At 73.0% G+C, this 21,772-nt stretch carries 16 protein-coding genes, 2 pseudogenes and 1 riboswitch; of the genes and pseudogenes, 11 read left to right on the forward strand and 7 right to left on the reverse strand.

Annotated features, from left to right (window positions below; all coding sequences use genetic code 11):
- Positions 1-53: 53 nt before the first annotated feature.
- Positions 54-134, forward strand: a riboswitch (ZMP/ZTP riboswitch).
- Between the two features lie 25 nt (positions 135-159).
- Positions 160-1,008: a bifunctional 5,10-methylenetetrahydrofolate dehydrogenase/5,10-methenyltetrahydrofolate cyclohydrolase gene (locus AB0L75_RS39775; RefSeq protein ID WP_365191127.1), complete on the forward strand. Its 849-nt coding sequence runs from the start codon at positions 160-162 to the stop codon at positions 1,006-1,008.
- 43 nt (positions 1,009-1,051) lie between these two features.
- On the opposite strand, the gene AB0L75_RS39780 is transcribed toward AB0L75_RS39775, so the two are convergent.
- Positions 1,052-1,876 (reverse strand): CU044_5270 family protein, encoded by an 825-nt coding sequence (locus AB0L75_RS39780; RefSeq protein ID WP_365191129.1) that lies wholly within the window; start codon positions 1,874-1,876, stop codon positions 1,052-1,054.
- A 528-nt stretch (positions 1,877-2,404) separates the two neighbouring features.
- A pseudogene (locus AB0L75_RS39785) lies at positions 2,405-2,906 on the reverse strand (sigma-70 family RNA polymerase sigma factor); the annotation flags it as partial.
- A gap of 17 nt (positions 2,907-2,923) precedes the next feature.
- Between AB0L75_RS39785 and AB0L75_RS39790 the strand changes: the two are divergent.
- Together AB0L75_RS39790 and AB0L75_RS39795 are read left to right on the forward strand one after the other, a co-directional pair.
- Positions 2,924-3,118: pseudogene (locus AB0L75_RS39790) on the forward strand (cytochrome ubiquinol oxidase subunit I); the annotation flags it as partial.
- The gene (locus AB0L75_RS39795; protein ID WP_365191131.1) at positions 3,115-3,468 is read left to right on the forward strand and encodes a hypothetical protein; all 354 of its coding nucleotides are present in this window, start codon (positions 3,115-3,117) and stop codon (positions 3,466-3,468) included. The pseudogene AB0L75_RS39790 and the gene AB0L75_RS39795, both read left to right, overlap by 4 nt.
- Here AB0L75_RS39795 and AB0L75_RS39800 read toward each other — a convergent pair.
- Entirely contained in the window at positions 3,457-5,427 is a 1,971-nt protein-coding gene (locus tag AB0L75_RS39800) for a ricin-type beta-trefoil lectin domain protein (protein ID WP_365191133.1), read from the reverse strand. The genes AB0L75_RS39795 and AB0L75_RS39800 overlap by 12 nt on opposite strands.
- 226 nt (positions 5,428-5,653) lie before the next feature.
- Between AB0L75_RS39800 and AB0L75_RS39805 the strand changes: the two genes are divergently transcribed.
- Positions 5,654-6,883, forward strand: a complete 1,230-nt coding sequence (locus AB0L75_RS39805) for a glycosyltransferase (protein ID WP_365191179.1) — start codon at positions 5,654-5,656, stop codon at positions 6,881-6,883.
- A 28-nt stretch (positions 6,884-6,911) separates the two neighbouring features.
- Here AB0L75_RS39805 and AB0L75_RS39810 read toward each other — a convergent pair whose 3' ends face one another.
- Together AB0L75_RS39810 and AB0L75_RS39815 are read right to left on the reverse strand one after the other, a co-directional pair.
- On the reverse strand, positions 6,912-7,937 hold the full coding sequence (locus AB0L75_RS39810; protein ID WP_365191135.1) for an alcohol dehydrogenase: 1,026 nt from the start codon (positions 7,935-7,937) through the stop codon (positions 6,912-6,914).
- A 149-nt stretch (positions 7,938-8,086) separates the two neighbouring features.
- Positions 8,087-8,749: a TetR/AcrR family transcriptional regulator gene (locus AB0L75_RS39815; RefSeq protein WP_365191137.1), complete on the reverse strand. Its 663-nt coding sequence runs from the start codon at positions 8,747-8,749 to the stop codon at positions 8,087-8,089.
- Between the two features lie 140 nt (positions 8,750-8,889).
- Here AB0L75_RS39815 and AB0L75_RS39820 point away from each other — a divergent pair, with 140 nt between their 5' ends.
- Positions 8,890-10,143: a YncE family protein gene (locus tag AB0L75_RS39820; RefSeq protein ID WP_365191139.1), complete on the forward strand. Its 1,254-nt coding sequence runs from the start codon at positions 8,890-8,892 to the stop codon at positions 10,141-10,143.
- A gap of 131 nt (positions 10,144-10,274) precedes the next feature.
- Here AB0L75_RS39820 and AB0L75_RS39825 read toward each other — a convergent pair whose 3' ends face one another.
- Together AB0L75_RS39825 and AB0L75_RS39830 are read right to left on the reverse strand one after the other, a co-directional pair.
- Positions 10,275-12,143: a cellulase family glycosylhydrolase gene (locus AB0L75_RS39825; protein WP_365191141.1), complete on the reverse strand. Its 1,869-nt coding sequence runs from the start codon at positions 12,141-12,143 to the stop codon at positions 10,275-10,277.
- Between the two features lie 73 nt (positions 12,144-12,216).
- Complete coding sequence (locus AB0L75_RS39830) at positions 12,217-14,478, reverse strand: GTP-binding protein (protein ID WP_365191143.1); 2,262 nt, start codon at positions 14,476-14,478, stop codon at positions 12,217-12,219.
- A 275-nt stretch (positions 14,479-14,753) separates the two neighbouring features.
- Between AB0L75_RS39830 and AB0L75_RS39835 the strand changes: the two genes are divergently transcribed.
- The 6 genes from AB0L75_RS39835 (at position 14,754) to AB0L75_RS39860 (ending at position 21,762) form a co-directional block, all read left to right on the forward strand.
- Positions 14,754-15,269 (forward strand): (2Fe-2S)-binding protein, encoded by a 516-nt coding sequence (locus AB0L75_RS39835; RefSeq protein WP_365191145.1) that lies wholly within the window; start codon positions 14,754-14,756, stop codon positions 15,267-15,269.
- The gene (locus tag AB0L75_RS39840) at positions 15,266-17,629 is read left to right on the forward strand and encodes a molybdopterin cofactor-binding domain-containing protein (RefSeq protein ID WP_365191147.1); all 2,364 of its coding nucleotides are present in this window, start codon (positions 15,266-15,268) and stop codon (positions 17,627-17,629) included. Before AB0L75_RS39835 ends, AB0L75_RS39840 begins: the two co-directional genes overlap by 4 nt.
- Positions 17,626-18,480 (forward strand): xanthine dehydrogenase family protein subunit M, encoded by an 855-nt coding sequence (locus AB0L75_RS39845; RefSeq protein WP_365191148.1) that lies wholly within the window; start codon positions 17,626-17,628, stop codon positions 18,478-18,480. Before AB0L75_RS39840 ends, AB0L75_RS39845 begins: the two co-directional genes overlap by 4 nt.
- Before the next feature lie 15 nt (positions 18,481-18,495).
- A complete protein-coding gene (locus AB0L75_RS39850; RefSeq protein ID WP_365191149.1) occupies positions 18,496-19,371 on the forward strand; it encodes a MoxR family ATPase in 876 nt (291 codons plus the stop codon).
- 68 nt (positions 19,372-19,439) lie between these two features.
- Positions 19,440-20,666: a VWA domain-containing protein gene (locus AB0L75_RS39855; protein WP_365191181.1), complete on the forward strand. Its 1,227-nt coding sequence runs from the start codon at positions 19,440-19,442 to the stop codon at positions 20,664-20,666.
- Positions 20,659-21,762, forward strand: a complete 1,104-nt coding sequence (locus AB0L75_RS39860; RefSeq protein WP_365191151.1) for an XdhC family protein — start codon at positions 20,659-20,661, stop codon at positions 21,760-21,762. The genes AB0L75_RS39855 and AB0L75_RS39860 overlap by 8 nt, the downstream gene beginning before the upstream one ends.
- Positions 21,763-21,772 lie beyond the last annotated feature (10 nt).

Consider the following 21,772-nt stretch of genomic DNA (forward strand, 5'->3'; position numbering starts at 1 on the left):
CTGGCGCCCGCCTTCGTGCTCTCGGCGACCATCAACTGGGACCTGCTGGCGGTGGGGTGGGCCGTGACTGGCGCTGAGGTGGAGTACCACCGGGGAGCGGTCCGTGGTGGTTGCCGCGCGCCTGGGCAAGAGAGTCGATCCAGCTCAGGAGTGTGCAGCATGACCCAGGCCCGCCTCATGGACGGCACCGCCGTCGCCCGCCGCATCGTCGAGGACACCGCGAAGAAGGCCGCCGGCCTCATCGAGCGGACCGGCGCCGCACCGTGTCTCGCCACCGTCCTGGTCGGCGAGGACCCGGCGTCCGTGACGTACGTCCGCATGAAGCAGAACCGTTGCCGCAAGGCCGGTATCGAGTCCCGGCACGTGGCCCTGCCCGCCACCACGACCACCGACGAACTCGTGGGCGCCCTGCGGGAGTTGTCGGCCGACCCGGCCGTGCACGGGATCCTGCTCCAGCATCCGGTCGGCGACCACATCGACGAGCGGGCCGCGTTCGAGGCGATCGCGCCGGAGAAGGACGTCGACGGCGTCACCTTCGCCTCGTTCGCCACGATGAGCTTCGGCCTGCCGGGCTTCGTCTCCTGCACCCCCGGCGGCATCCTGCGGCTGCTGGACGAGTACGGCGTCGAGCCCGCCGGGAAGCGGGCCGTGGTCGTGGGCCGCAGCGCGATCCTCGGCAAGCCGGTGGGCATGCTGCTGCTGGCCCGGGATGCGACCGTGACGTACTGCCACTCGCGGACGGCGGACCTGTCGGCGGCGGTCCGCGAGGCGGACATCGTGGTCGCCGCTGTGGGCCGGCCGCGGCTGATCCGCGGGCAGGACATCAAGCCCGGTGCCGTCGTGATCGACGCCGGTTACAACCCGGGCAACGTCGGCGACGTCGACTTCGACTCCGCCGTGGAGCGGGCCTCGCTGATCACGCCGGTGCCGGGCGGTGTCGGCCCCATGACGATCGCGACGCTGCTGGAGCAGACCGTCGAGGCCGCCGCACGGCAGCTCGGCGCGTAAAGGTCCCCACGCGGGGGCCGTCCGGGTCAGCACGAGCGCGGGGTCAGCGCATCCAGGCGCTGTACTCCATCACGTCCCCGGCCTTCACCCCGTAGCGGCGGTCGTCCGCGGTGAAGGCGGACTCCAGGCCGAGGACGGCGCCGGTGCGCGGATCGAGGATCAGCATGCGCCGCTCGCCGGGCACGTCGTACACGTACGCCTGTCCGGGGCGCCCGAGCCGGTCGGTCACCTGCCCGGCGGGGCGCAGGCCCTTGGCGTCCTTGAGGACCCCGACCAGCGCGGCGGACTCCGCGGCACCGAGTGTCCAGTGGTCCAGCAACTCCTGGACGGAGTCGAGGAGTTCGGACGTGGACAGGCCGCCGGTGCCGGTGCGGGCGGTCTCGGCGAGGTAGGCCCGCAGGGCGGCCGGATCGTGCGGGGGGCGTGCCTCGGGCGGGGCGTCGCTCCAGCTCGGCGGGTAGGTGGTCCGGCACCGTACGTGGCCGTCGGCCACCAGGCGCGGCTCGTCGCCCTCGTCGGTGAGGACCGGGCGGCCCGGATGGCGCGGGTCGGTCGCCACGACGACCTCGGTGTGGCTGTCGTCCGGGTTCCAGCGCACGACGCGTTCCTCAGGGAGGGTCACGGGCGCTTTGTCGTCGCTCATGCCGTGGCTCCAGGACTGCACATGGGTGCCCTTGCGCAGTACGGGCGAACCGCCGGCGGCGGCCGCGGCGGCCAGTTCGGCCACATGCGGTCCAGCGGTACGGCCGTGGAGTGGGCCCGGACGGCCCGCGGGCGGGGTGCCGCGACGGCGGGCGCGCTGCCCTGGCCACCGAGCAGCACGGTGAGCGTGGTCGCGAGGACGGCGGCGGTGGCGGCGAGGCCCCACAGCAGCCGGGGGCGCGGGGTCCGACGCCGGGAGCGGCGGTCGTCGTTCCCGCGCAGCAGCAACTCCAGCCGCCGCTCGGCGCGGTGGTCCAGCGGGCCGTCGCCGAAGTGCGGACCATGGGGCGGAACCGGGTCGGCTCGGCGCAGGAGGTCGAGTTCGTCAGGCATGGCGGGGGTCCTTGCGCGGGGGTACGCCGACGGGGGCGGCGGAAGCGGAATGCGACGAGCGCCGACCGGAACCGCTCTCCCCGGCGGGCTTCTCGTCATCGGCACGGGCCGGATCGGCCGACCGCCTGCCGGCACCGGGCGCCTGCCCCGGCGGTTCGGCGCTCGCCGGCGTCCCGGCAGGTGCGCGGCGCCCTGACGGCGACGCGTCCACCGCCGTCCCCACAAGCGTGCCCGTCCCGGACAACGACTCGTCCGCCGCCGCCCAGGGAGGCGTGCCGTGTGCTGAAGGTGGCGGGTCGTTCGACCGCCCGGGGCCCGAGGGTGGGCCGGGCAGTGTGCCCGGGGTGCGCGCCGCAGGGCGCATACGGTCGATCTCGGCGCGCAGCCGGCGGCGGGCTCGGTGCAGGCGCATCGCCGCCGCGCGTCCGCCGCAGCCCAGCGCCACCGCGATCTGCTCGGCGTCGAGTTCCTCCCAGGCCGCGAGGCGCAGCACCTCCCGGTCGGACGGGGAGAGCCGGTCGAGGGCCTCGTGCACCCAGGCACCCGGCGCCTCCGTGTCCGGGCTCTCCACGATGTGCCGGCCGTGCGCGGTCTCGTCGTTGCCCAGCCGGTCCACCAGCCTGCGCCGGCGCCCGTAACCGCGTACCGCGTACCGCGTTCGCCAGGCAGTTCCGGGCCACCCCGTACAGCCAGGGCAGCGGCGTGTCCGGCAGGTCGCGCCGGCGCCGCCAGGCGACCGTGAACACCTCCGCCACCACTTCCTCCACCTCGTCGGCCCGCCCGGGCGGTCGCCGCGCGACATAGCGGCTGACCGCCCAGTAGTGCTCGCGATAGGCAGCGGCGAAGATCTCGTCGTTGCTCATGTCCGGTTCGTGTCCGGAAGACGGCCAAGTACGGCGAGCGGGTCGAGACGGACGACCCGTGGGGCTACGGCCGTTCGCTGGGGTGGGCGACCTCCTGCCCGCCCCCGCGGCACAACTTCCTCACGCTGCCGCGGATCCGCAGCGAGTCCCCGGCGTTCGACCTGCACCATCCCGAAGTGCCCTTGCGGGAGCGAGAGTTGACTGCGCGGTGAGCATCGGGGACGGACGGACGCTGGTCCAGGAGATCGAGGGCCATCTGCTGCTCGCCGCAGCACGGGAGGAGGGCCGTACCGCGGCGGCCCGCGTGGCCTGCCGGCCGGGCTGGATGACCGACACCCAACGCGACGACCCGGGGCGGCAGTTGGAGGAGGAGTACCTCACCTTGGCCCGCACGTCGTGGCGGCGGACCGCCGAACGCGCCGAGGAGCTGCGGGAGATGTACGAGACCCGGTACCGGGCGCTGCGGCAGCGGCTGGTGGCCTGGTGCGTGCTGGGCGGTGCCCTGCTGGCGGCGACGGGCCTGCTGGTGCTCGCCGCCGCCCGGGAGATGTCAGCGCAGTGACCACTTCTGGTTGCCGCCGCCGTTGCAGCTCCACAGCACCAGTGGCGTCCCGTTGCCGGTGCCGGCGTCGTACGCGTCCAGGCACAGGCCCGCGTGGACGTTGGTGATCGTCCCGTCGGCGTTCACGGTCCACTTCTGGTTGTCCTGGCCGTCGCAGTCCCAGATCACCACCTTGGTGCCGTTGATGGTGCCGAGGTTGTAGGCGTCGAGGCACTTGTCGCCGTAGACGACGAGTTCCTTGCGGGAGGTGTGGGTCCAGGCCTGGTTGGCGCCGCCGTTGCAGTCCCACAGCTCGGCCTGGGTGCCGTTGGTGAGGGTGTTGTCGTTGACGTCGGCGCAGCGGCCGGACTGCGTGCCGGCGAGCAGGGTGCCGTCGGTGCCGGGCAACGGGTGCACGGTGAGGGTGCCGAGGGCTGGACCGCCGGTGAACGCCAGGGAGTTGGCGGCTCCCTCGGTCAGGTGCGCCTGGACCGAGACCGTGCCCTGGGCGGAGCCGGTGGGCGGGAAGGAGACGGTCGTCGGGGTCTGCCCGTCGACCTGGAGGGTCGCGGTGACCGGCGTGGCGGCGGTGTTGGTGTAGGCGATGTCGAGGACGTGCAGGCCGGTGCTCGTGGCGGTCACACCGGTGTACTTGCCGGTGGACGTGGCGCTGTAGCCGCTGCTCGCCGCCTCGGTTCCGCTCACCCTGAGCAGCACCGAGCCGCCGGCCGGTACCTGGGTGGTGTAACCCGTCGCGTAGGAACCGGTGTTCCTCTGTGCCCACAGGTCCCGGACGGTGGCCGTCGCTCCGGTCAGGCCGAGGTCGGACCAGCGGACGGTGATGTCCTGTGCGGCGGAGGTGCGGTTGAGGAGCACCACGGCCCGGTTGCCGGTGCCGGTGAGGACCTTGCCGTACACCTGGAGTCCGGTGGTGTCCTCGGCGACCTTGACGCCCTGCAGGCCGCGTGGGTCCTGGTCGACGGCGACGACCTCGGGGTTCTTCAGGATCGCGGCCGTCTCGTCGGACATGGCGGTGAGGTCGTTGCCGGCGAGGAGCGGGGCGCCGGAGAGCGCCCACAGGGCCATATGGGTGCGGTTCTGCGCTGCGGTGAGGCCCGGCATGCCGACCATCAGCATGTCGGGATCGTTGTAGTAACCGGTGTGCTGGGCGGCGGGGTGCAGGGCCTGGTCGAAGTTGGACAGCATGCTGCTCTGCGAGGGCGTGTTGCCGTAGTAGACGATGTCCGTGCTGGTGCGCCACATCGGGGCGAGGCCCGGCGCCCAGTTCCAGGGGTTCCGCCTGCCCCAGTTGCAGACGGAGAGGGTGAGCGGGCGGCCCGTGGCCTGGGCGGCCTTGGTGACGGCGGCGCTGACCGAACTGTACGTCGTCGCCGCGTCCAGCCCCTCGGCGTCGCCGCCGCACCAGTCGACCTTGACGAAGTCGAAGCCCCACCGGGAGAACTGCAGCATGTCCTGGTCGTAGTGGCCCTCGCTGCCGGTGTTCGGGGCGGCGGGGCGGCCGGTCGGGTAGTAGTAGCCGCAGCCATTCTTGCCGGCGTCGGTGTAGATGCCCGCCTTCAGGCCCTTGCTGTGGATGTAGTCGGCGATGGCGCTCATCCCGCCCGGCCACTCACCGGTGTCGACGGTGATGGTGCCGTCGCTGGCGCGGGTGCCCTGCCACCAGCCCTCGTCGATGTTGATGTACTTGTATCCGGCGTCGGGGAGGCCGGCCGCGACGAACGCGTCGACCTGCCGTTTGATGACGCTGTAGTCGATCTTCGCGGCGAAGCTGTTCCAGGAGGCCCAGCCCATCGGCGCGGTGGGCACCGGGATCTGACGGGTTGTCGCGGCCTGCGCCGGACCCGGCTGGGCGAAGAGCAGGGCGGCGGCCGCGGTGAGAGCCAGGACGAGTGCCCGTACGACGGCGGGTCTGCGGCGGCGTACGAGGGCCTCGGCGAGCGGACGGGGTGGGGGGTACATCGGCGCCTCCGCGTGCGGGACGGACTCCACGCTGATCCATAGGGTCGACACTATGGTCGAGATATCGAACGCAGATCGGATAATCGAACATGTCGCGCGCCGACCGTAGAGCCGCCCGGGAGTGAAGTCAACGGCTGCGACAGACGTGAACCCGCCGCCGCAGCCGGGGTGTTGACGTCACGCGGGGCGGAATGCGGCCATACTGTCCGTCGTGCGTGTTGCCATCATGACGGCGGGATCCCGGGGCGATGTGGCCCCCTACACCGGACTGGGCCATCGGCTCGCCCGGGCCGGGCACGAGGTCACCCTGGTCACCCACGCCCGCTTCGAGCCGCTGGTGGCGGGATCCGGCATACGGTTCCACGCCCTGCCGGTCGATCCACGGGCGGAGCTGGAGTCGCCGCGCGGCCGGGGCCTGCACCGCAGCGCCAGCGACGCCGGGAAGCTGCTGCGCCTGGCCGAGCTGGCGCGCCGGGTGGTGGGGCGGATGACCGAGGACCTGCTCGCGGCCGCCCGGGGCGCCGAGGCGCTGCTGCTGTCCGCCTCGCTGGCACCGCTCGGCCACACCATCGCCGAGGGACTGCGGGTGCCGAGCATGGGCGTCTATCTCCAGCCCATCGCCGGAACAAGGGAGTTCGCGCCTCCCGTACTCGGCGGCGGCTCCTGGGGGCCGGCGGCCAACCGGGTCGCCGGACATGGTGTGTGCCTCGCCACGGAACACATCTTCGCCGGCGCCCTGCCCGGGGTGCGCAGACGGCTCGGACTGCCCCCGATGCGGGCCGGTGCCGCACGGCGGGCCCGGGAGCGGCGGCTCTGGCCGGTGCACCACGGCTTCAGCCCGCTGGTGGTGCCGCGGCCCCGGGACTGGCGGACCGGTCTCACGGTGAGCGGCTACTGGTGGCCGTACGACACGCACACTCAACTCCCCGACTTCGTGCGGGAGTTCCTCGACGCCGGGCCGGCGCCGGTCTTCGTCGGGCTGGGCAGCGCCACCGTGCCGGACGCGGGGCGGCTCAGCGCCCAGGTGGTCTCGGCGCTGCGGCGGGCCGGGCTGCGCGGGGTGATCCAGCGCGGCTGGAGCGGGCTTGCGGCCGCCGGGGACGACATGCTGACCATCGACGAGGTGCCGCACGCGCTGCTCTTCCCGCGGATGGCCGCCGTGGTCCACCACGCGGGGGCGGGGACAACGGCGGCGGGGCTGCGCGCCGGGGTGCCCGCCGTGCCGGTGCCGGTGCAGTTCGACGCCGGGTTCTGGTCCGCCCGGCTGATGGCGCTCGGGGTCGCCCCGGACGTCGTACCGCTGCGCCGCCTGAGCGTGGGCGCCCTGGCCTCGGCCCTGGTACGGGCCGCCCGTGAGCCGGTGTACCGGGATCGGGCACGCGCGCTGGGCGTCCGCATCCGCGACGAGGACGGTGCCGCCCCGGTACTGGCGGCGCTGGACCGGCTCGGCGGCTGAGCCAGGGCCGGTCCGCGGGCGCCCGGGGTCAGACGGTGGTGAGCACCATCCGGAAGCGGGCCCTGCCGGCGAGCATCTTCCCGTAGGCCGCGTCCACGTCGTCCAGCGGGACGGTCTCGGTCATCGGGCGGATGCCGTGCAGGGCGCTGAACTCCATGGTGTCCTGCACGTCCTGCGCGGTGCCGGAGGGGTGGCCGCGCACGACCCGGGCGCCCATGATCAGCTGGAGCGGGCTGATGCCCATCGGCTCGGGGTCCGCGCCGATGACCACCAGCTCGCCGCGCGGAGCGATGCCGTCCACGGTGGCCGTGATGGCCTCGGAGTTCCCGGCCGTGGCCAGCACGACGTTCGCGCCGCCGAGGGACTGCAGGGCCTCGGCGACCGGGGTGCCGGAGGTGCTGTCGATGTAGTGGTGGGCGCCGAGCTGCTTGGCGAAGTCGGCCTTCTCGGCGCCGCGGGCGATCGCCGCGGTCTCGAAGCCCATCGCCACCGCGTACTGCACCCCGAGGTGGCCGAGGCCGCCGAGGCCCAGCACCGCGACCAGGTCACCGGGCCGGGCGGAGCTGTGCCGCAGGCCGTTGTACGTGGTCACGCCGGCGCAGGCCATCGGCCCGGCGTCGCTCGCCGCCAGCGCGTCGGGGATCCTGGCCAGGGCGTCGACGGGTGCGACGGCCTTCTCCGCGAAGCCTCCGTCGTAGGCCCAGCCGGGGACCTTCAGGTTGGCGCAGACGATGAAGTCGCCCTGCCGGCAGGGCTTGCAGTGGCCGCAGCTGCCGCCGAACCAGCCCACCGCCACCCGGTCGCCGACCCGCCAGCCCCACTCCTGCGCCCCCTCGCCGAGCGCCTCCACGCTCCCGGCGATCTCGTGCCCGGCGACCTCGGGGAACGTCACGCCCGGCACGGCGGCGTTGACGAACATCGCGTCGCTGTGGCAGATGCCGCACGCCTCGACGGCGATGCGCACCTGGCCGGGCCCCGGTTCGGGCACGTCCCGTTCGGCCAGCTCGAACGATCCGCCCGCGGTCGTCACCTGTGCGACTCGGTAGGTAGTCATCTTCTCTCCTGTGTCGTCCGGTGCGGCCCGCGTCCCGGAGCACGGCTACGACGCCCCCGCACCAGCAGACCAGCTCCTGGCCCATCGCGCGCGCCGAGCCCCATGGCCCCCTCCCTGACCTGGGCCGACGGGCGGGGCAGGGGACCGGGTCAGCCGGGCAGGGGCCGCCAGCCCTCCGGCCGGAGCATGCCCAGCAGCAGCCGCACCAGCTCGTCCACCACCTCGTCCAGCGTGGCGTCCACCCAGCCGGCGCTCCAGTCGTGCAGGAGGCCGTTGACGCTGCCGACGAAGGCCGCCGCGGCGAGCCGGTAGTCCCGGGGCGCCGCCTCCCCGCGTGCCACGGCCGCGTCCGCCTCGGCGCGGATCAGGTCGATCCAGCGGGCCCGGCGGGTCAGGCGCTGTTCCTCCAGGCGGGGGCTGACGCCGATGATCTCCACGAAGGCGATCCGGGTGCGGCGCGGGTCGCAGGTGACGTCACCGGCGTAGGCGCGGAAGAGCACACCGGCCCGCCCGGCCAGCGGCAGCCCGTCCGCCGTGGCCAGGGCGTCCAGCACCGCCTGTTCCGCCCAGCCGTTGACCTCCAGGTGCAGTGCGGCGAGGACGTCCTCCAGGGTGCGGAACTCCTCGTAGAACTGACGGGTGGACAGGCCGGCGGCCTGGCTCAGCGCGGCGACGGTCGTGCCGCGGTAGCCGGGTGTGCCACCGAAGAGTTCCAGGGCCGCGTCCAGGAAGCGCCGGCGCCGCTCGGCCTGCCGTTCCTTCGCGGATCTGCCGCGGTAGCGGCCCGTCGGCGCCTTGAGCCTGCCCGTCACGTTTCCCCTTCCGTCCGCCGACCGATCACCCAATCTTGTCGTGCACACATCTTGTCGAGAAGGGCGCCCCCTCCTTACTTTTCAGTAAGTTCACTGTGAATGCACCCGTGTTCAGATTCCCCCGAGGAAAGAGAGCAGTCATGCCTGCCTCCAGAACCAGGCACCTTTGCTCCGTGGCCGCCGCCCTCGCCCTGACCGCCGCCGGCCCTGCGACCGCCGCCTCCGCCGCGAGCGGCGCCTCCGACGGCCTGCGCGAGGTGCTGTTCGTCGGCAACAACTGGGACGGCACCGCCGATGTCATCAACTCCTCCAGCGACTTCGCGAAGGTCGGCCGGATCGACGTCATCCCCGACAAGGCGCAACGGCTGGCCGAGATCAACGCCGACCCGATCAAGTGGATCTACTACACCTCCATCCGCAACGAGGTCGGCGAGGGACACGACCAGTACGCGGACGACATGTACTCCACGCCCGACGGACGGTCCGTGGTCGTCTCCCGGCCCAGCTTCGCCGACGTCGTCTCCATCGACCTGGCCACCGACAAGGTCAACTGGCGCTTCCCGGTGGCCGGTTACCGGGCCGACCACATGGCGGTCTCGCCGGATGGCACCCGTGTCGCGGTCTCGGCCTCGACGGCGAACAAGGTGCAGGTGCTGGACATCAGCACCGGTAAGGAACTGGGCGAGTTCGACACCGGCGACAAGCCGCACGAGAACTTCTTCACGAACGGCGGCAAGTACATCTGGAACATGTCCATCGGCGAGGTGACCACCTCCCTCGACGCCCCGGGCTGGGACTGGACCAAGGGCGACCGCCACATCACCATCGTCGACGCGACCACGTTCAAGCAGGTCAGGACCATCGACATGCGGCAGCGGCTGGACGCGATCGGGCTGAAGGACTTCTCCGACGCGGTCCGGCCCGCCGCCTTCACGCCCGACTGGTCCAAGCTGTACTTCCAGGTGTCGTTCTTCAACGGCTTCCTGGAGTACGACGTGGCCACGGACAAGATCACCCGGGTGAGGACACTACCGGAGAACCCGGCGACCAACCCGGACCGCACCACCTGGCTGCTGGACTCGCGCCACCACGGCATCTCGATGAACCCCGAGGGCACCAAGCTGTGTGTCGCCGGGACGATGGACAACTACGCGACCGTGGTCGACCGGGCCTCCTTCGACGTCGGCCCGCTGATCACCGCGTCGACGCCCTACTGGGCGACCGTGAGCGGCGACGGCAAGGACTGCATCATCTCCGAGGCGGGCGCCGACCAGATCACGGCCATCGACTTCGCCACCGGGCAGAAGGTGCTGTCCGTGCCGGTCGGCGACCATCCGCAGCGCGTCCGGCTGGGGCATGTCCAGGCCGACTGGACGGGCCCGAAGGGGAGTTGAGCGCCGTACGGCCTCCGGGGCGACCCCACTCCTCCCGGGGGCCGTACGGCTTGTGCACGAAAGTCCCGGAGTCAGGGAAGTCCCAGTCTCGGAAGTCTCAGAGTCCCGGAAGGCCCAGAGTCCCGGAAGGCTCAGAAGTGCGCCGCCGCCCACGCGCCCAGCTCAGACCGGGCCGCGGTCAGCAGGCCCGCCGAGGGGGCCGTGGCCCCGTTGGTCACCAGCGCGTAGTGCAGGGCTCCGGAGTCGGTGTCGGTGAGCAGCAGCCGGCGGCTGCCGGTGCCGCCCGGCTCCGGGGCCACGGCGACCGGGGGGGCGGCGCCGGTGTAGGCGGGCGGGGCGCCGAGCGCGCCCAGGTCGGAGACGACGGTGGTCGAGGCGGCGGGGAAGGACGCCGGCAGGTGCAGTTCGGTGGGTGCGGTGCCGTCGCCGGAGCGCCACACGAGCAGCCCGTACTGGCCGGAGCCCACCAGCCGTGCCACGTTCGGCAGGGAACCGGGCACCGGGTTCCAGGTGAGGGTCGTGGAGCCGTCGCGGGAGCGGTCCTCGTAGGTGAAGGCTAGGGCCGTACCGGCCGTGGCGCTCGGGTAGAGGCGGTCGAGCAGCCGGGCGTCCTGGCGCAGGGTGACGTTGCCGGAGTCGTCCAGGCGTACGGCGGAGAGGTCCTCGTCGTTCCAGGCGTCGCCGGAGGTGAGCACCTTGCCGGGGTTGCCGTTCATCAGCTCGTGATGCCGGCCGCTGTAGAGGTCCCACTGCCACTGGGTGCCGGACAGGACCGGGCCCGAGGCGGACGGGTTCGACCACCAACTCGCGCCCGCGAGGCGGGAGTCGAGGGCCTGGTACATGGCCTTGTCCACGGTCGGCGCCTTGTCGGAGACCGTGCCGGAGAGCGGGTGGCCGAACTCGCTCACCACGGCCGCGGTGCCGGCGGCCGAGGCGCGGTCGCGGACGGTCGCGAAGTCGGCGGCGTACTGGCCGTCGGCGGCCTTGCCCCACATCAGGATGCCGGAGATGGCCTTCTGGTCGTAGAAGTGGGTGTCGAAGACGTAGTCCGGGCCCAGGTTTCCCGCGTCCAGCAGGCCGCCCTCCTGCCTCTGGGTGGAGATGTTGGCGTTCCAGAAGAGGTTGGGCTCCACGAAAGCGGGCTTGTCCTGCCAGCCGGCGGCGTCCATGCGGGCGCGGAACCTCTCGTAGAACGGCCACAGCAGATCCTTCTCCCAGGTGCGGGAGGTCTGCCCGGAGTCGTAACTGCCCGCATAGGGCTCGTTGTACGGGTCGAAGCCGGCGATGCCCGCGAACTCGGGCCCGCTCAGGTGCTGCTGGAGGTAGGCCATGGTCGTCCGAGCGGTGGCGAGGAAGGCGTCCTGGAGGCCGTGGGCGTTGTGCCAGAGGTCGTACTGGGCCTGCCGCACGGCCGCGTTCTGGGTGATGTTCTGGCCCCAGAAGAGGCAGACGCCGCAGGACTCCGCCGGGTAACTCCCGGCATCGGCCGCCCACTTGGGGGCACCGTCACCCGTGTACCAGCTGCCGGTGTTGAACAGGTAGCGGGAGTACAGGTCCTGGTGGAAGTCGGGGAAGACACGGATGCCCGCGTCGAGGAAGGCGCGCATCTGCGCGGTGACGGCGGCCAGATATCCGGTGTCGACCTGGCCGCGCACGGGTTCGGCGTGCGCCCAGGAGAGCAGGAGGCGGACCGTGTTGCCGCCGCCGAGGGCGCGTAGCGCGGTCGCCGACTTCTCGGCGTCGGCCACCGAGGCGAAGGGCAGCCCGCCGTTCTCCTCCAGCTTGGTCTCGCCGGAGACGTTGTAGCCGCGCAGGACGATCTCGCGCCCCTGTCCGTCGGTGAAGCGGCCGCCCTGCACGGTGAGCGGGGCGCCGTCGAACCAGAGGGAGTCGGAAGGCTGGGCGAGGGTGGCGGCAGTGGCGGGCGGGAAGCCCGCCACCGCCAGGAATCCACTGAGGACGACCAGGACAACCAGCACACGCACCCGGAAATTCGGCATGTCCACCACAATCCGACGCGCTCCGGACAGCGTCAATACACCTGACTCACAAGTAAGTTAACTTATCGTCAGTTCAGTCGGTGCGGTCCCCCGCCCTGCCCGCCACGTTCAGCAGGTATTCCTTCCGGTTCAGCGGATTGTGGTCGGTGCGCGGCCGCTCGGGGACGGTGCCCCGGGTGACCGGCGCGTAGCGCTCGAAGGCGGTCTCCAGCTCCCCCTCACCCCGGGTGAGCCCGGGCAGCCGCTGCTCCAGCTCGTGCACCCGGGCGGCCGGCACCGTGCCCTGGAGCACACAGGCCGCGCCGAGTGCGCCGGTGGTCTGCGGTACGCCGCCCAGCCGGGCGAGCACCGGCAGCAGCGCGCCGAGCGTGTCCGCCGGGACCTTGAGGCGGAAGCGCTGCAGGGGCTCGTGCACCAGGGTGCCCGCCCGGCGCAGCGCCTCGGCCAGGACCAGCGGGGTCAGGCCCCGGAAGTCGTGACCGGTGCTCGACATGCTCTTGTCGAAGCCCTGGTGGGCGTGGCTCTGCCGGGGCGAGTAGCCGGAGTGGGTCATGGTGACCGTGCAGTCGGGAACCTGCCAGCCGTGCAGTCCCTGGCCGAGCGTCTCACGGACGGTGTCCTCGACGGCCTTGAAGAAGGCGTACGGCATCGAGCCCAGCTCCACCTCCAGCCGGAACGCGACGCCGGAGCCGGGCGGTGCGAGGTCGACGCGCAGGCCGACCGTGGCGAGGAAGGGGTTGGCGTCCTTCTTGTTGAACTCCACCGCGTGCCCGCTGCCGACCGGCCGCTCGATGCACAGGGTCGTCGTCTCGCGGAAGGCGACATCCAGGCCGTACTCCTCGGCGAGGGTCGCCTGGACGACCTCCTTCTGGACCTCGCCGTAGAGGGACACCGAGGTCTCCCCGCGCAGCTCGTCGTGCCGGACGCCGATCAGCGGGTCCTGCTCGGCGAGCTGGGTGAGCGCGAGGTGCAGGGAGCGCCGGTCCGTACCGGGGCCGGGGACCACGACGGTCTCCAGGGTGGGGGGCGCGAAGTGATGCTCGTACGCCGCCCCGGGCCGGCCGAGCGCATCCCCGATCCGGATCCCACCGAGCCCCCACACCTTCACGATCCGCCCGGCACCGGCGCTGTCCTGCCGCATGTCACTGCCCCGCTCGAAGACACGGAGCCCGGTGACCCGCCCTTCCGACCACCCCCGCGCACCCCGGCCTTCTGCCGGGACACCACTTGCAGGCCTCTCCCGACGACGCCTTACGCCCCCACCCTCCGGCAAGCCGCCACCGCCGGAGCCCTCCGGACGCCCATCGAGAACCTCCCCGCTCCCACGGCCACCGGCAGCGGACACTCCCGCACCACCCTTGCGGGCGACGGGACCCCCCACCGGGTCGTCGACAGCCCGACCCCGACCGTCCGCGACCCGGCCCATTTCCCGTGCCTCCGACTCCCGCCCTTCCCTGTGGCCGTCGGTGTCGGTGCCGGTCCCGAACGGGACACGGGCGCGGATGTGCAGGGTGCCGGAGAAGATTCGGGCGTAGGCCACCTTCTCCCCGGCCGGGCCGCGTTCGACCTTGAAGACCGTGGCCGACAGCGGGCCGGAGGGGTCGCCGTCGGCGGTGGGCAGCAGGCGCTCGATGCCGGCGATCAGGTCGGGCACGCCCGCTCCGGTGAGGGCCGAGCCGTAGTAGACCGGATGGACCAGCGCACGCCGGGTCTGGGCTGCCAGCGCGGTGTGCAGCCGGCCGCTGTCGACGCGGCCGTCGAGGCAGGCGGCGAGCAGCTCGTCGTCGTGGTCGGCGAGCACCTCCGCGGCGGCCGGGGTGAGGCCGGGCGCGAAGCGGGCGGCGCGGGTGCCGGGCGCGGCAGGCCCGCCCATCGGGACGAGCGGCACGGCCAGCCGGCGGGTCATCTGCTCCAGCACGGCGGAGCCGTTCGCGCCGCGCCGGTCGATCTTGTTGACGAAGATCAGGGTGGGGATGCCCAGCCGGCGCAGGGTGCGCATCAGCACGCGCGTCTGAGCCTGGACGCCCTCGACGGCCGACACGACCAGCACGGCGCCGTCGAGCACGCCGAGCACCCGCTCGACCTCGGCGATGAAGTCCGGGTGGCCGGGGGTGTCGATGAGGTTGACGGTGACGCCGTCGAGCGGGAACGACACGACGGCGGACTTGATGGTGATGCCGCGCCGCCGCTCCAGCGCCAGAGTGTCGGTGGTGGTGTTGCCGGCGTCGACGCTGCCGATCTCGTCGATCACTCCGGCGGTGTGCAGGAGCCGTTCGGTCAGGCTGGTCTTACCGGCGTCGACATGGGCGAGAATTCCGAGGTTGAGCAGATGCACTGAGCGTGATGTCCTTCGGCACGGGGTGGATTCCTTCCTGGGTGGACATGCACGCAGCTCGCATCGCTGGCCCTCTCTGTGTGACGACGGGTACCGCGCAGTGCAGCAGACGGCGACGACGAGCCGCAATGGATTAACGCTCAACAAAAGCCCGCCACAGCGCTCGCGCTCGCCGCGGCCAGAGCGCGGTCGTAGGGTGACGTACATCACGCCATATGGCTGATTTCATCACTTCAGGTGGCCGATCTCCCTCTCCCGCACGGTCTGGAGGGCACATGACCCGCATCTCGGTGAACGTGGACGGCACCACGTACGAGGACGACGTGGAACCCCGTCTCCTCCTGGCCCACTACCTCCGCGACCGCCTCGGCCTCACCGGCACCCCGATCGGCTGCGACACCTCCAACTGCGGGACGTGCACGGTCGACCTGGACGGGGCGAGCGTGAAGAGCTGTTCGGTGCTCGCCGTCCAGGCGGACGGGTGCGAGGTGACGACGATCCAGGGGCTCGCGCGGGACGGCGAGTGGACGGCGCTGCAGCACGCGTTCCACGAGCAGCACGGACTGCAGTGCGGCTACTGCACGCCGGGCATGATCATGGCGGCGCGGGACCTGCTCCGCGAGAACCCGCACCCGGGCCCGGACGAGGTCCGGCAGGCCCTGGAGGGCAACCTCTGCCGCTGCACCGGCTACCAGAACATCGTCCGCGCGGTGCTCGCGGCCGCCGGGCACCAGGCTCCCGAGGCCGCCTCCGCACCCGGCCCCCCGGTCGGCGAGGAGGTCTCGGCATGACCGACCAGGCCGTCGAACGCGAGGTCGGGCGGAGCCGGCTGCGCAAGGAGGACGCCCGGCTGATCACCGGCCAGACGAACTGGACCGACAACATCCAGGTGGCCGGACTCATGCACCTGGCCATCCTGCGCAGCCCGCTGGCCCACGCTCGCATCACCCGCGTCGACGTCTCCCCCGCCCTCGAACGCCCCGGTGTCATCGCGGCGTTCAGCGGCGCCGACCTCGCCGAGGGGCTGGGTTCGCTGCCCTGCGCCTGGCCGGTGACCGAGGACATCGTGCTGCCCGGCCATCCGCCGATCGCCGTCGACGAGGTCCGCTACGCGGGCGACCCGGTGGCGGTCGTGGTCGCCCGGGACCGGTACGCGGCCGCCGACGCCCTGGAGGCGATCGAGGTCGACTACGACCCGCTGCCCCCGGTCCTCGACCTGGAGGCCGCGCTGGCCGAGGACGCCCCGCTGGTCCACGCCGACAAGGGCACCAACCGCTGCTACACCTGGCCGCTGGCCACCGGCGAGAGCTTCGCGGCGGTACGGGAACGCGCCGATGTCACGCTCAAGCGCCGCTACCACCAGCAGCGGCTGATCCCCAACGCGATGGAGCCGCGCGCGGTCGTCGTCACCCCGCTCGCCGCCTCCGGCGAGTACACGGTCTACTCGGCGACCCAGATCCCGCACATCCTGCGCATCATGCTGGCCACGGTCACCGGGATCCCCGAGCACAAGCTGCGGGTGATCGCCCCGGACGTGGGCGGCGGCTTCGGCTCCAAGCTGCAGGTGTACGGCGAGGAGGTGCTCGCGCTGGCCATCGCGCGCCGGCTCGGCCGGCCGGTGAAGTGGACCGAGTCCCGCTCCGAGGGCTATCTCGCCACCCACCACGGCCGCGGCATGATCCAGGACGTCGAGGTCGCCGCCACCCGCGAGGGCAGGCTGCTCGGCCTCAAGGTCGGCCTCACCGCCGACATGGGCGCCTACCTGATGCTCGTCACCCCGGGCATCCCGATCCTCGGCGCCTTCATGTACCCGGCGATCTACAAGATGGACTCCTACGAGTTCACCTGCATCGGCGTCTTCACCACCCGCACGCCCACCGACGCCTACCGCGGCGCCGGACGCCCCGAGGCGACCTTCGCCATCGAGCGGATCATGGACGAGCTGGCGACCGAACTCGGCTTGGACCCGGTCGAGTTGAGGCGCCGCAACTGGATCCGGCACGAGGAGTTCCCGTACACCACGATCGCCGGACTGACCTACGACAGCGGCGACTACGAGGCGGCCACCGGCAAGGCACTCGCGCTGTTCGGCTACGACGACCTGCGCGCCGAGCAGCGGGAGCGCAACGAGCGCGGCGACCCGGTACGGCTCGGCATCGGCGTGTCGACGTACACCGAGATGTGCGGGCTCGCGCCGAGCCGGGTGCTGCGCGACCTCAGGTACGCGGCCGGCGGCTGGGAGGCGGCGAGCATCCGCATGCTGCCCACCGGCAAAGTCGAGGTCGTCACCGGCACCAGCCCGCACGGGCAGGGCCACGAGACCTGCTGGAGCCAGATCGCCGCCGACACGCTCGGTGTGCCCTTCGAGGACGTCGAGGTGGTGCACGGCGACACCCGGGCCGCCCCGCAGGGCATGGACACCTACGGCTCGCGGTCGCTGGCCGTCGGCGGCGAGGCCGTGCACCGGGCCGCGCGCACGGTCGTGGAGAAGGCACGGAAGGTCGCCGCGCACCTGCTGGAGGCGAGCGAACAGGACCTGGAGTTCAGCGCCGGCGTGTTCTCCGTGAAGGGCTCCCCGGAAGCCCGCAGGACCATCCAGGAGATCGCCTTCGAGACGTTCACCAACCACGACCTGCCCGACGGCGTCGAACCCACGATCAACGCCGAGCACGTCGTGGACCCGGAGAACTTCTCCTACCCGCACGGCACCCATCTGTGCGCGGTCGAGGTCGACACCGAGACCGGGCACACGCGCATCAGGTCGTACGTCTGCGTCGACGACGTCGGCCGGGCCGTGAACCCGATGATCGTCGAGGGGCAGGTGCACGGTGGACTCGCGCAGGGCATCGCGCAGGCGCTGTACGAGGAGGCCGTGTACGACGACGAGGGCAACCTCGTCTCCGGCACCATGGCCGACTATCTCGTGCCGTCGGCGGCCGATCTGCCCGACTTCGTGACCGACCGGACGGAGACACCGGCGGCCTCGAACGCGCTGGGCGTCAAGGGCGTGGGCGAGGCGGGGACGATCGCGTCGACACCCGCCGTGGTCAACGCCGTCGTGGACGCGCTCCGGCCGCTCGGCGTGCACGACGTGCGGATGCCCTGCACACCCGAGCGTGTGTGGCGCGCGGTGAAGGAGGCGTCGGCATGATTCCCCCGGCATTCGACTACGCCCGCCCCACCAGCGTCGACGAGGCGGTGCACACCCTCGCCGACGCGGGCGAGGAGGCGAAGGTGCTGGCCGGCGGGCAGAGCCTGCTGCCGCTGCTGCGGCTGCGGCTGGCCTTCCCGGAACTGGTCGTGGACGTCGGCCGGATCCCGGAGCTGCGCGGGGTGCGCGAGGACGGCGACACCCTCGTCATAGGCGCCCTGACCACACACCACGACGTGATCCGCGACCCGTTGGTGCGCCGGCACGCCGGTCTGCTGGCGGCGGCGACGGCCACGGTCGCCGACCCCGCCGTACGGCACCGGGGCACCCTCGGCGGTTCGCTGGCACACGCCGATCCGGCCGGCGACCTGCCCGCGGTGGCGCTGGCCCTGGACGCCGAACTCGTCGCCGCCGGGCCGGACGGCCGGCGCACGATCCCGGCCCGGGAGTTCTTCCTGGACTACCTCCAGTCGGCGCTCGCGCCCGACGAACTCCTCGTGGAGGTACGGGTGCCGAAGACCGGCGGCTGGGGCTTCCACTACGAGAAGTTCCACCGGGCCGCCCAGGCCTGGGCGATCGTCGGCGTCGCGGCCCTGGTCCGGCGCGACGACGGGCACATCGCCAAGGCGCGCATCGGGCTGGCCAACATGGGCTCCACCCCGCTGCGCGCCACCCGGACCGAGGAGGCGCTGTCCGGTGCGGACGGCCCCGCGGCCGTGGCCCGGGCCGCAGAGGCGGCGGCCGAGGGCACCCGGCCGGCCCAGGACGTGTCCGCCTCGCCCGAGTACCGAGAGCACCTCGCACGCGTCCTGACCAGGCGGGCGGTGCTGAACGCCGGCGGAATGGGGTGAGCACCGATCATCACCATGGACGACCCGGAGCAGGTGCGGGCCCGCCTCGAGGAGACGGGATACCTCGTCGACGAAGGGCTGGCCGTCACCTGTTTCCTGGCCCTGAGGCTGCACCGGCCGCTGTTCTGCGAGGGCGACGCGGGCGTGGGCAAGACCGCGCTCGCCGCCGCCCTGGCCGACGCGTTCGGCGCTCCGCTGATCCGGCTGCAGTGCCACGAGGGCATCGACGCCTCGCAGGCCCTGTACGACTGGGACTTCCCGCGCCAGCTGCTGCACCTGCGGGCAGCCGAGGCGGCCGGGGTCACGGACGCGGACCGCCTGGAGAGCGAGCTGTACGACCGGCGCTTCCTGATCGCCCGGCCGCTGCTGCGCGCCCTGCAGACCCAGCCGGCGGTGCTGCTGGTCGACGAGATCGACCGGGCCGACGACGAGTTCGAGGCGTTCCTGCTGGAGCTGCTGTCCGAGTACTCCGTCACGATCCCGGAGCTGGGCACGCTGCGCGCGGAGGACCCGCCGGTCGTCGTCCTGACCTCGAACCGGACCCGGGAGGTGCACGACGCGCTGAAGCGGCGGTGTCTCTACCACTGGTTCGACCATCCCTCCTTCGCCCGTGAACTGGCCATCGTGCGGCGCCGGTTGCCCGGGGTGTCGGCGCGGCTGGCGGAGCAGGTGACCGCGCTGGTGCAGGAGCTGCGCGGCGCCGACCTGCTCAAACCGCCCGGTGTCGCCGAGACCCTCGACTGGGCCGAGGCCCTGGACGCGCTGGGGGCGAGCGAGGTGGACGCCGAGCTGGCGGTGGCGACGCTGGGCTCGGTGCTGAAGTACCGGGAGGACACGGACCGGGCGCGGGGGCTCGATCTCGCGGCGGTCCTCGCGGCGCGGGGCGGGTGAGCGCGGTGGGCACGGCCGCGGGCGGGGCGGGCCCTCCGCCGGGACCGGATGCCGTACGGCCTGACGAGCTGCCCGGGGCGGAGGCCGGACGGCTCGGGGCGGATGCCGTGCTGCTCGGGTTCGTGCGCGCCCTGCGGGCGGCGGGCGTCGACGCGAGCACCGAGCGGCTGCACGCGTTCCTGCGCGCCGTGGCCGCCCTGCGTCCGGGGGTGCGCGCGGACGTGTACGAGGCGGGGCGGGCGACGCTGTGCGGCGGGCACGACGATCTGGAGCGGTACGAGCGGGTGTTCGCCGCGTACTTCGGGTCCTTTGCCGGGCGAACCGCTCGCCTGGCGCCGCCCGCTCCCCCGCCCCGGCTCCGGCTCGTCGCGCGGGCGGCGCCCGTGGGTGCGGGCGCGCCGGGCGAGGGCGAACCGCCCGGACCTCCGGTGGCCGCGCAGGCCAGCCCGGCCGAGGTGCTGCGGCACCGCGACTTCGCCGCGCTGGACAGCGCCGAACGGGACCAACTGCGCCGTCTGCTCGCCGCGTTCGCCCTGCGCGGCCAGGCGCGCCGTTCGGCGCGGCGCAGGCCCGCCCGGCGCGGCGAGGTCGATCCGCGGCGCACCGTGCGGGAGTTGCTGCGCCGGGGCGGGGAACCGGCCCGGCTGCGCCGGCACGCGCGGGTGGAGCGGCCCCGCCGGGTGGTGCTGCTCGTCGATGTGAGCGGCTCGATGGCGCCGTACGCCGACGCGCTGCTGCGGTTCGCGCACGCGGCGGTGCGCGCGGGCCGCACGGAGGTGTTCACCATCGGCACCCGGCTGACCCGGGTGACCCGCGAACTCTCGCACCGCGACCCCGATCTGGCGATGGCGGCCGTCGCGGCGGCCGTGCCCGACTGGCGCGGCGGCACCCGGCTCGGCGAGCTGGTGCGGGAGTTCCTGAACCGCTGGGGGCAGCGCGGGATGGCTCGCGGGGCGATCGTCGTCCTGCTCTCCGACGGCTGGGAGCGCGGCGATCCGGAGCTGCTCGGACAGCAGATGCGCCGGCTGCACGCCCTGGCGCACCAGGTGGTCTGGGCGAACCCCCGCAAGGCGCGCCCGGGTTACGCGCCGCTGGCCGCCGGGATGGCGGCGGCGCTGCCCAGCGTGGACGCCTTCGTCGCGGGGCACAGCCTGGCGGCGCTGGAGCGGCTGGCGGCGGTGGTACGCGGTGCGGACCGGGCGACGGCCGCGGACCGAGTCACTGATGCGGACCGGGTGACCGATGCCGACCGGGTGACCGATGCGGATCGGGTGAGAGGAGCGGATCGTGCGTGAGATTCTGCCGGCGCTGGCCCGCTGGCACGCGGCCGGGATCCCGTTCGGGCTGGCCACGGTCGTCGCGGTCAGCCGCAGCGCACCGCGCGGGCCCGGTGCCGCGATGGCGGTGGGCCCGGACGACGAGGTCGTGGGCAGTGTGTCCGGGGGCTGTGTGGAGGGAGCGGTGTTCGAACTCGCTCTGGAGGTCACGGCGAACGGCGAGGCGCGCCTTGCGACCTTCGGCTACAGCGACGAGGACGCGTTCGCGGTCGGGCTGACCTGCGGCGGGGAGATCACCCTGCTGGTACGGCCGGTGACCCCGGCGTCGGATCCGGCGTTCGGCGCGGTCGCCGCGTCGGTCGCCGAGGGCGAGCCGGTGACCGTGGCCACGGTGGTGGACGGGCCCGCACCGCGCGGTGCCACGCTCGCCGTCTGGCCGAACCGGGCGGCGGGCACGCTGGGCGCAAGCGGCCTCGATGTCGCCGTCACCGCCGACGCGCGCGGCGAACTCGCCCTCGGCGCCTCGGTGCTCAGACACTACGGGCCGCACGGCGAGCGCCGCGAGGACGCCGTCACGGTGTTCCTGCAGTCGTTCGCGCCGCCGCCGCGCATGCTGGTCTTCGGGGCGATCGACTACGCGGCGGCGGTGGCCCGGATCGGCGACTTCCTCGGCTACCGGGTCACCGTGTGCGACGCCCGCCCGGTCTTCGCCACGCCCAAGCGCTTCCCGGCGGGCGCCGAGGTCGTGGTCGACTGGCCGCACCGCTATCTGGCCGGTACCGAGACCGACGACCGCACGGTGATCTGCGTCCTGACCCACGACCCGAAGTTCGACGTGCCGCTGCTGCAGGAGGCCCTGCGCCGCCCGGCCGCCTACGTCGGGGCGATGGGCAGCCGGCTCACCCATGAGGAGCGGCGCGAACGGCTCACCGAAGCCGGTCTGACCGGGGCCGAGCTGTCCCGGCTGCGCTCACCGCTCGGCCTCGACCTCGGGGCCCGTACGCCCGAGGAGGTCGCCGTCTCCGTCGCCGCCGAGATCGTCGCCCTGCGCTGGGGCGGCAGCGGCGCGCCCCTGACCACCACCGTCGGAGCCATCCACCCGACCGCCGTCTGACGCCTCCGAA

The organism is Streptomyces sp. NPDC052101, from assembly GCF_040680235.1.
Taxonomy (GTDB): domain Bacteria; phylum Actinomycetota; class Actinomycetes; order Streptomycetales; family Streptomycetaceae; genus Streptomyces.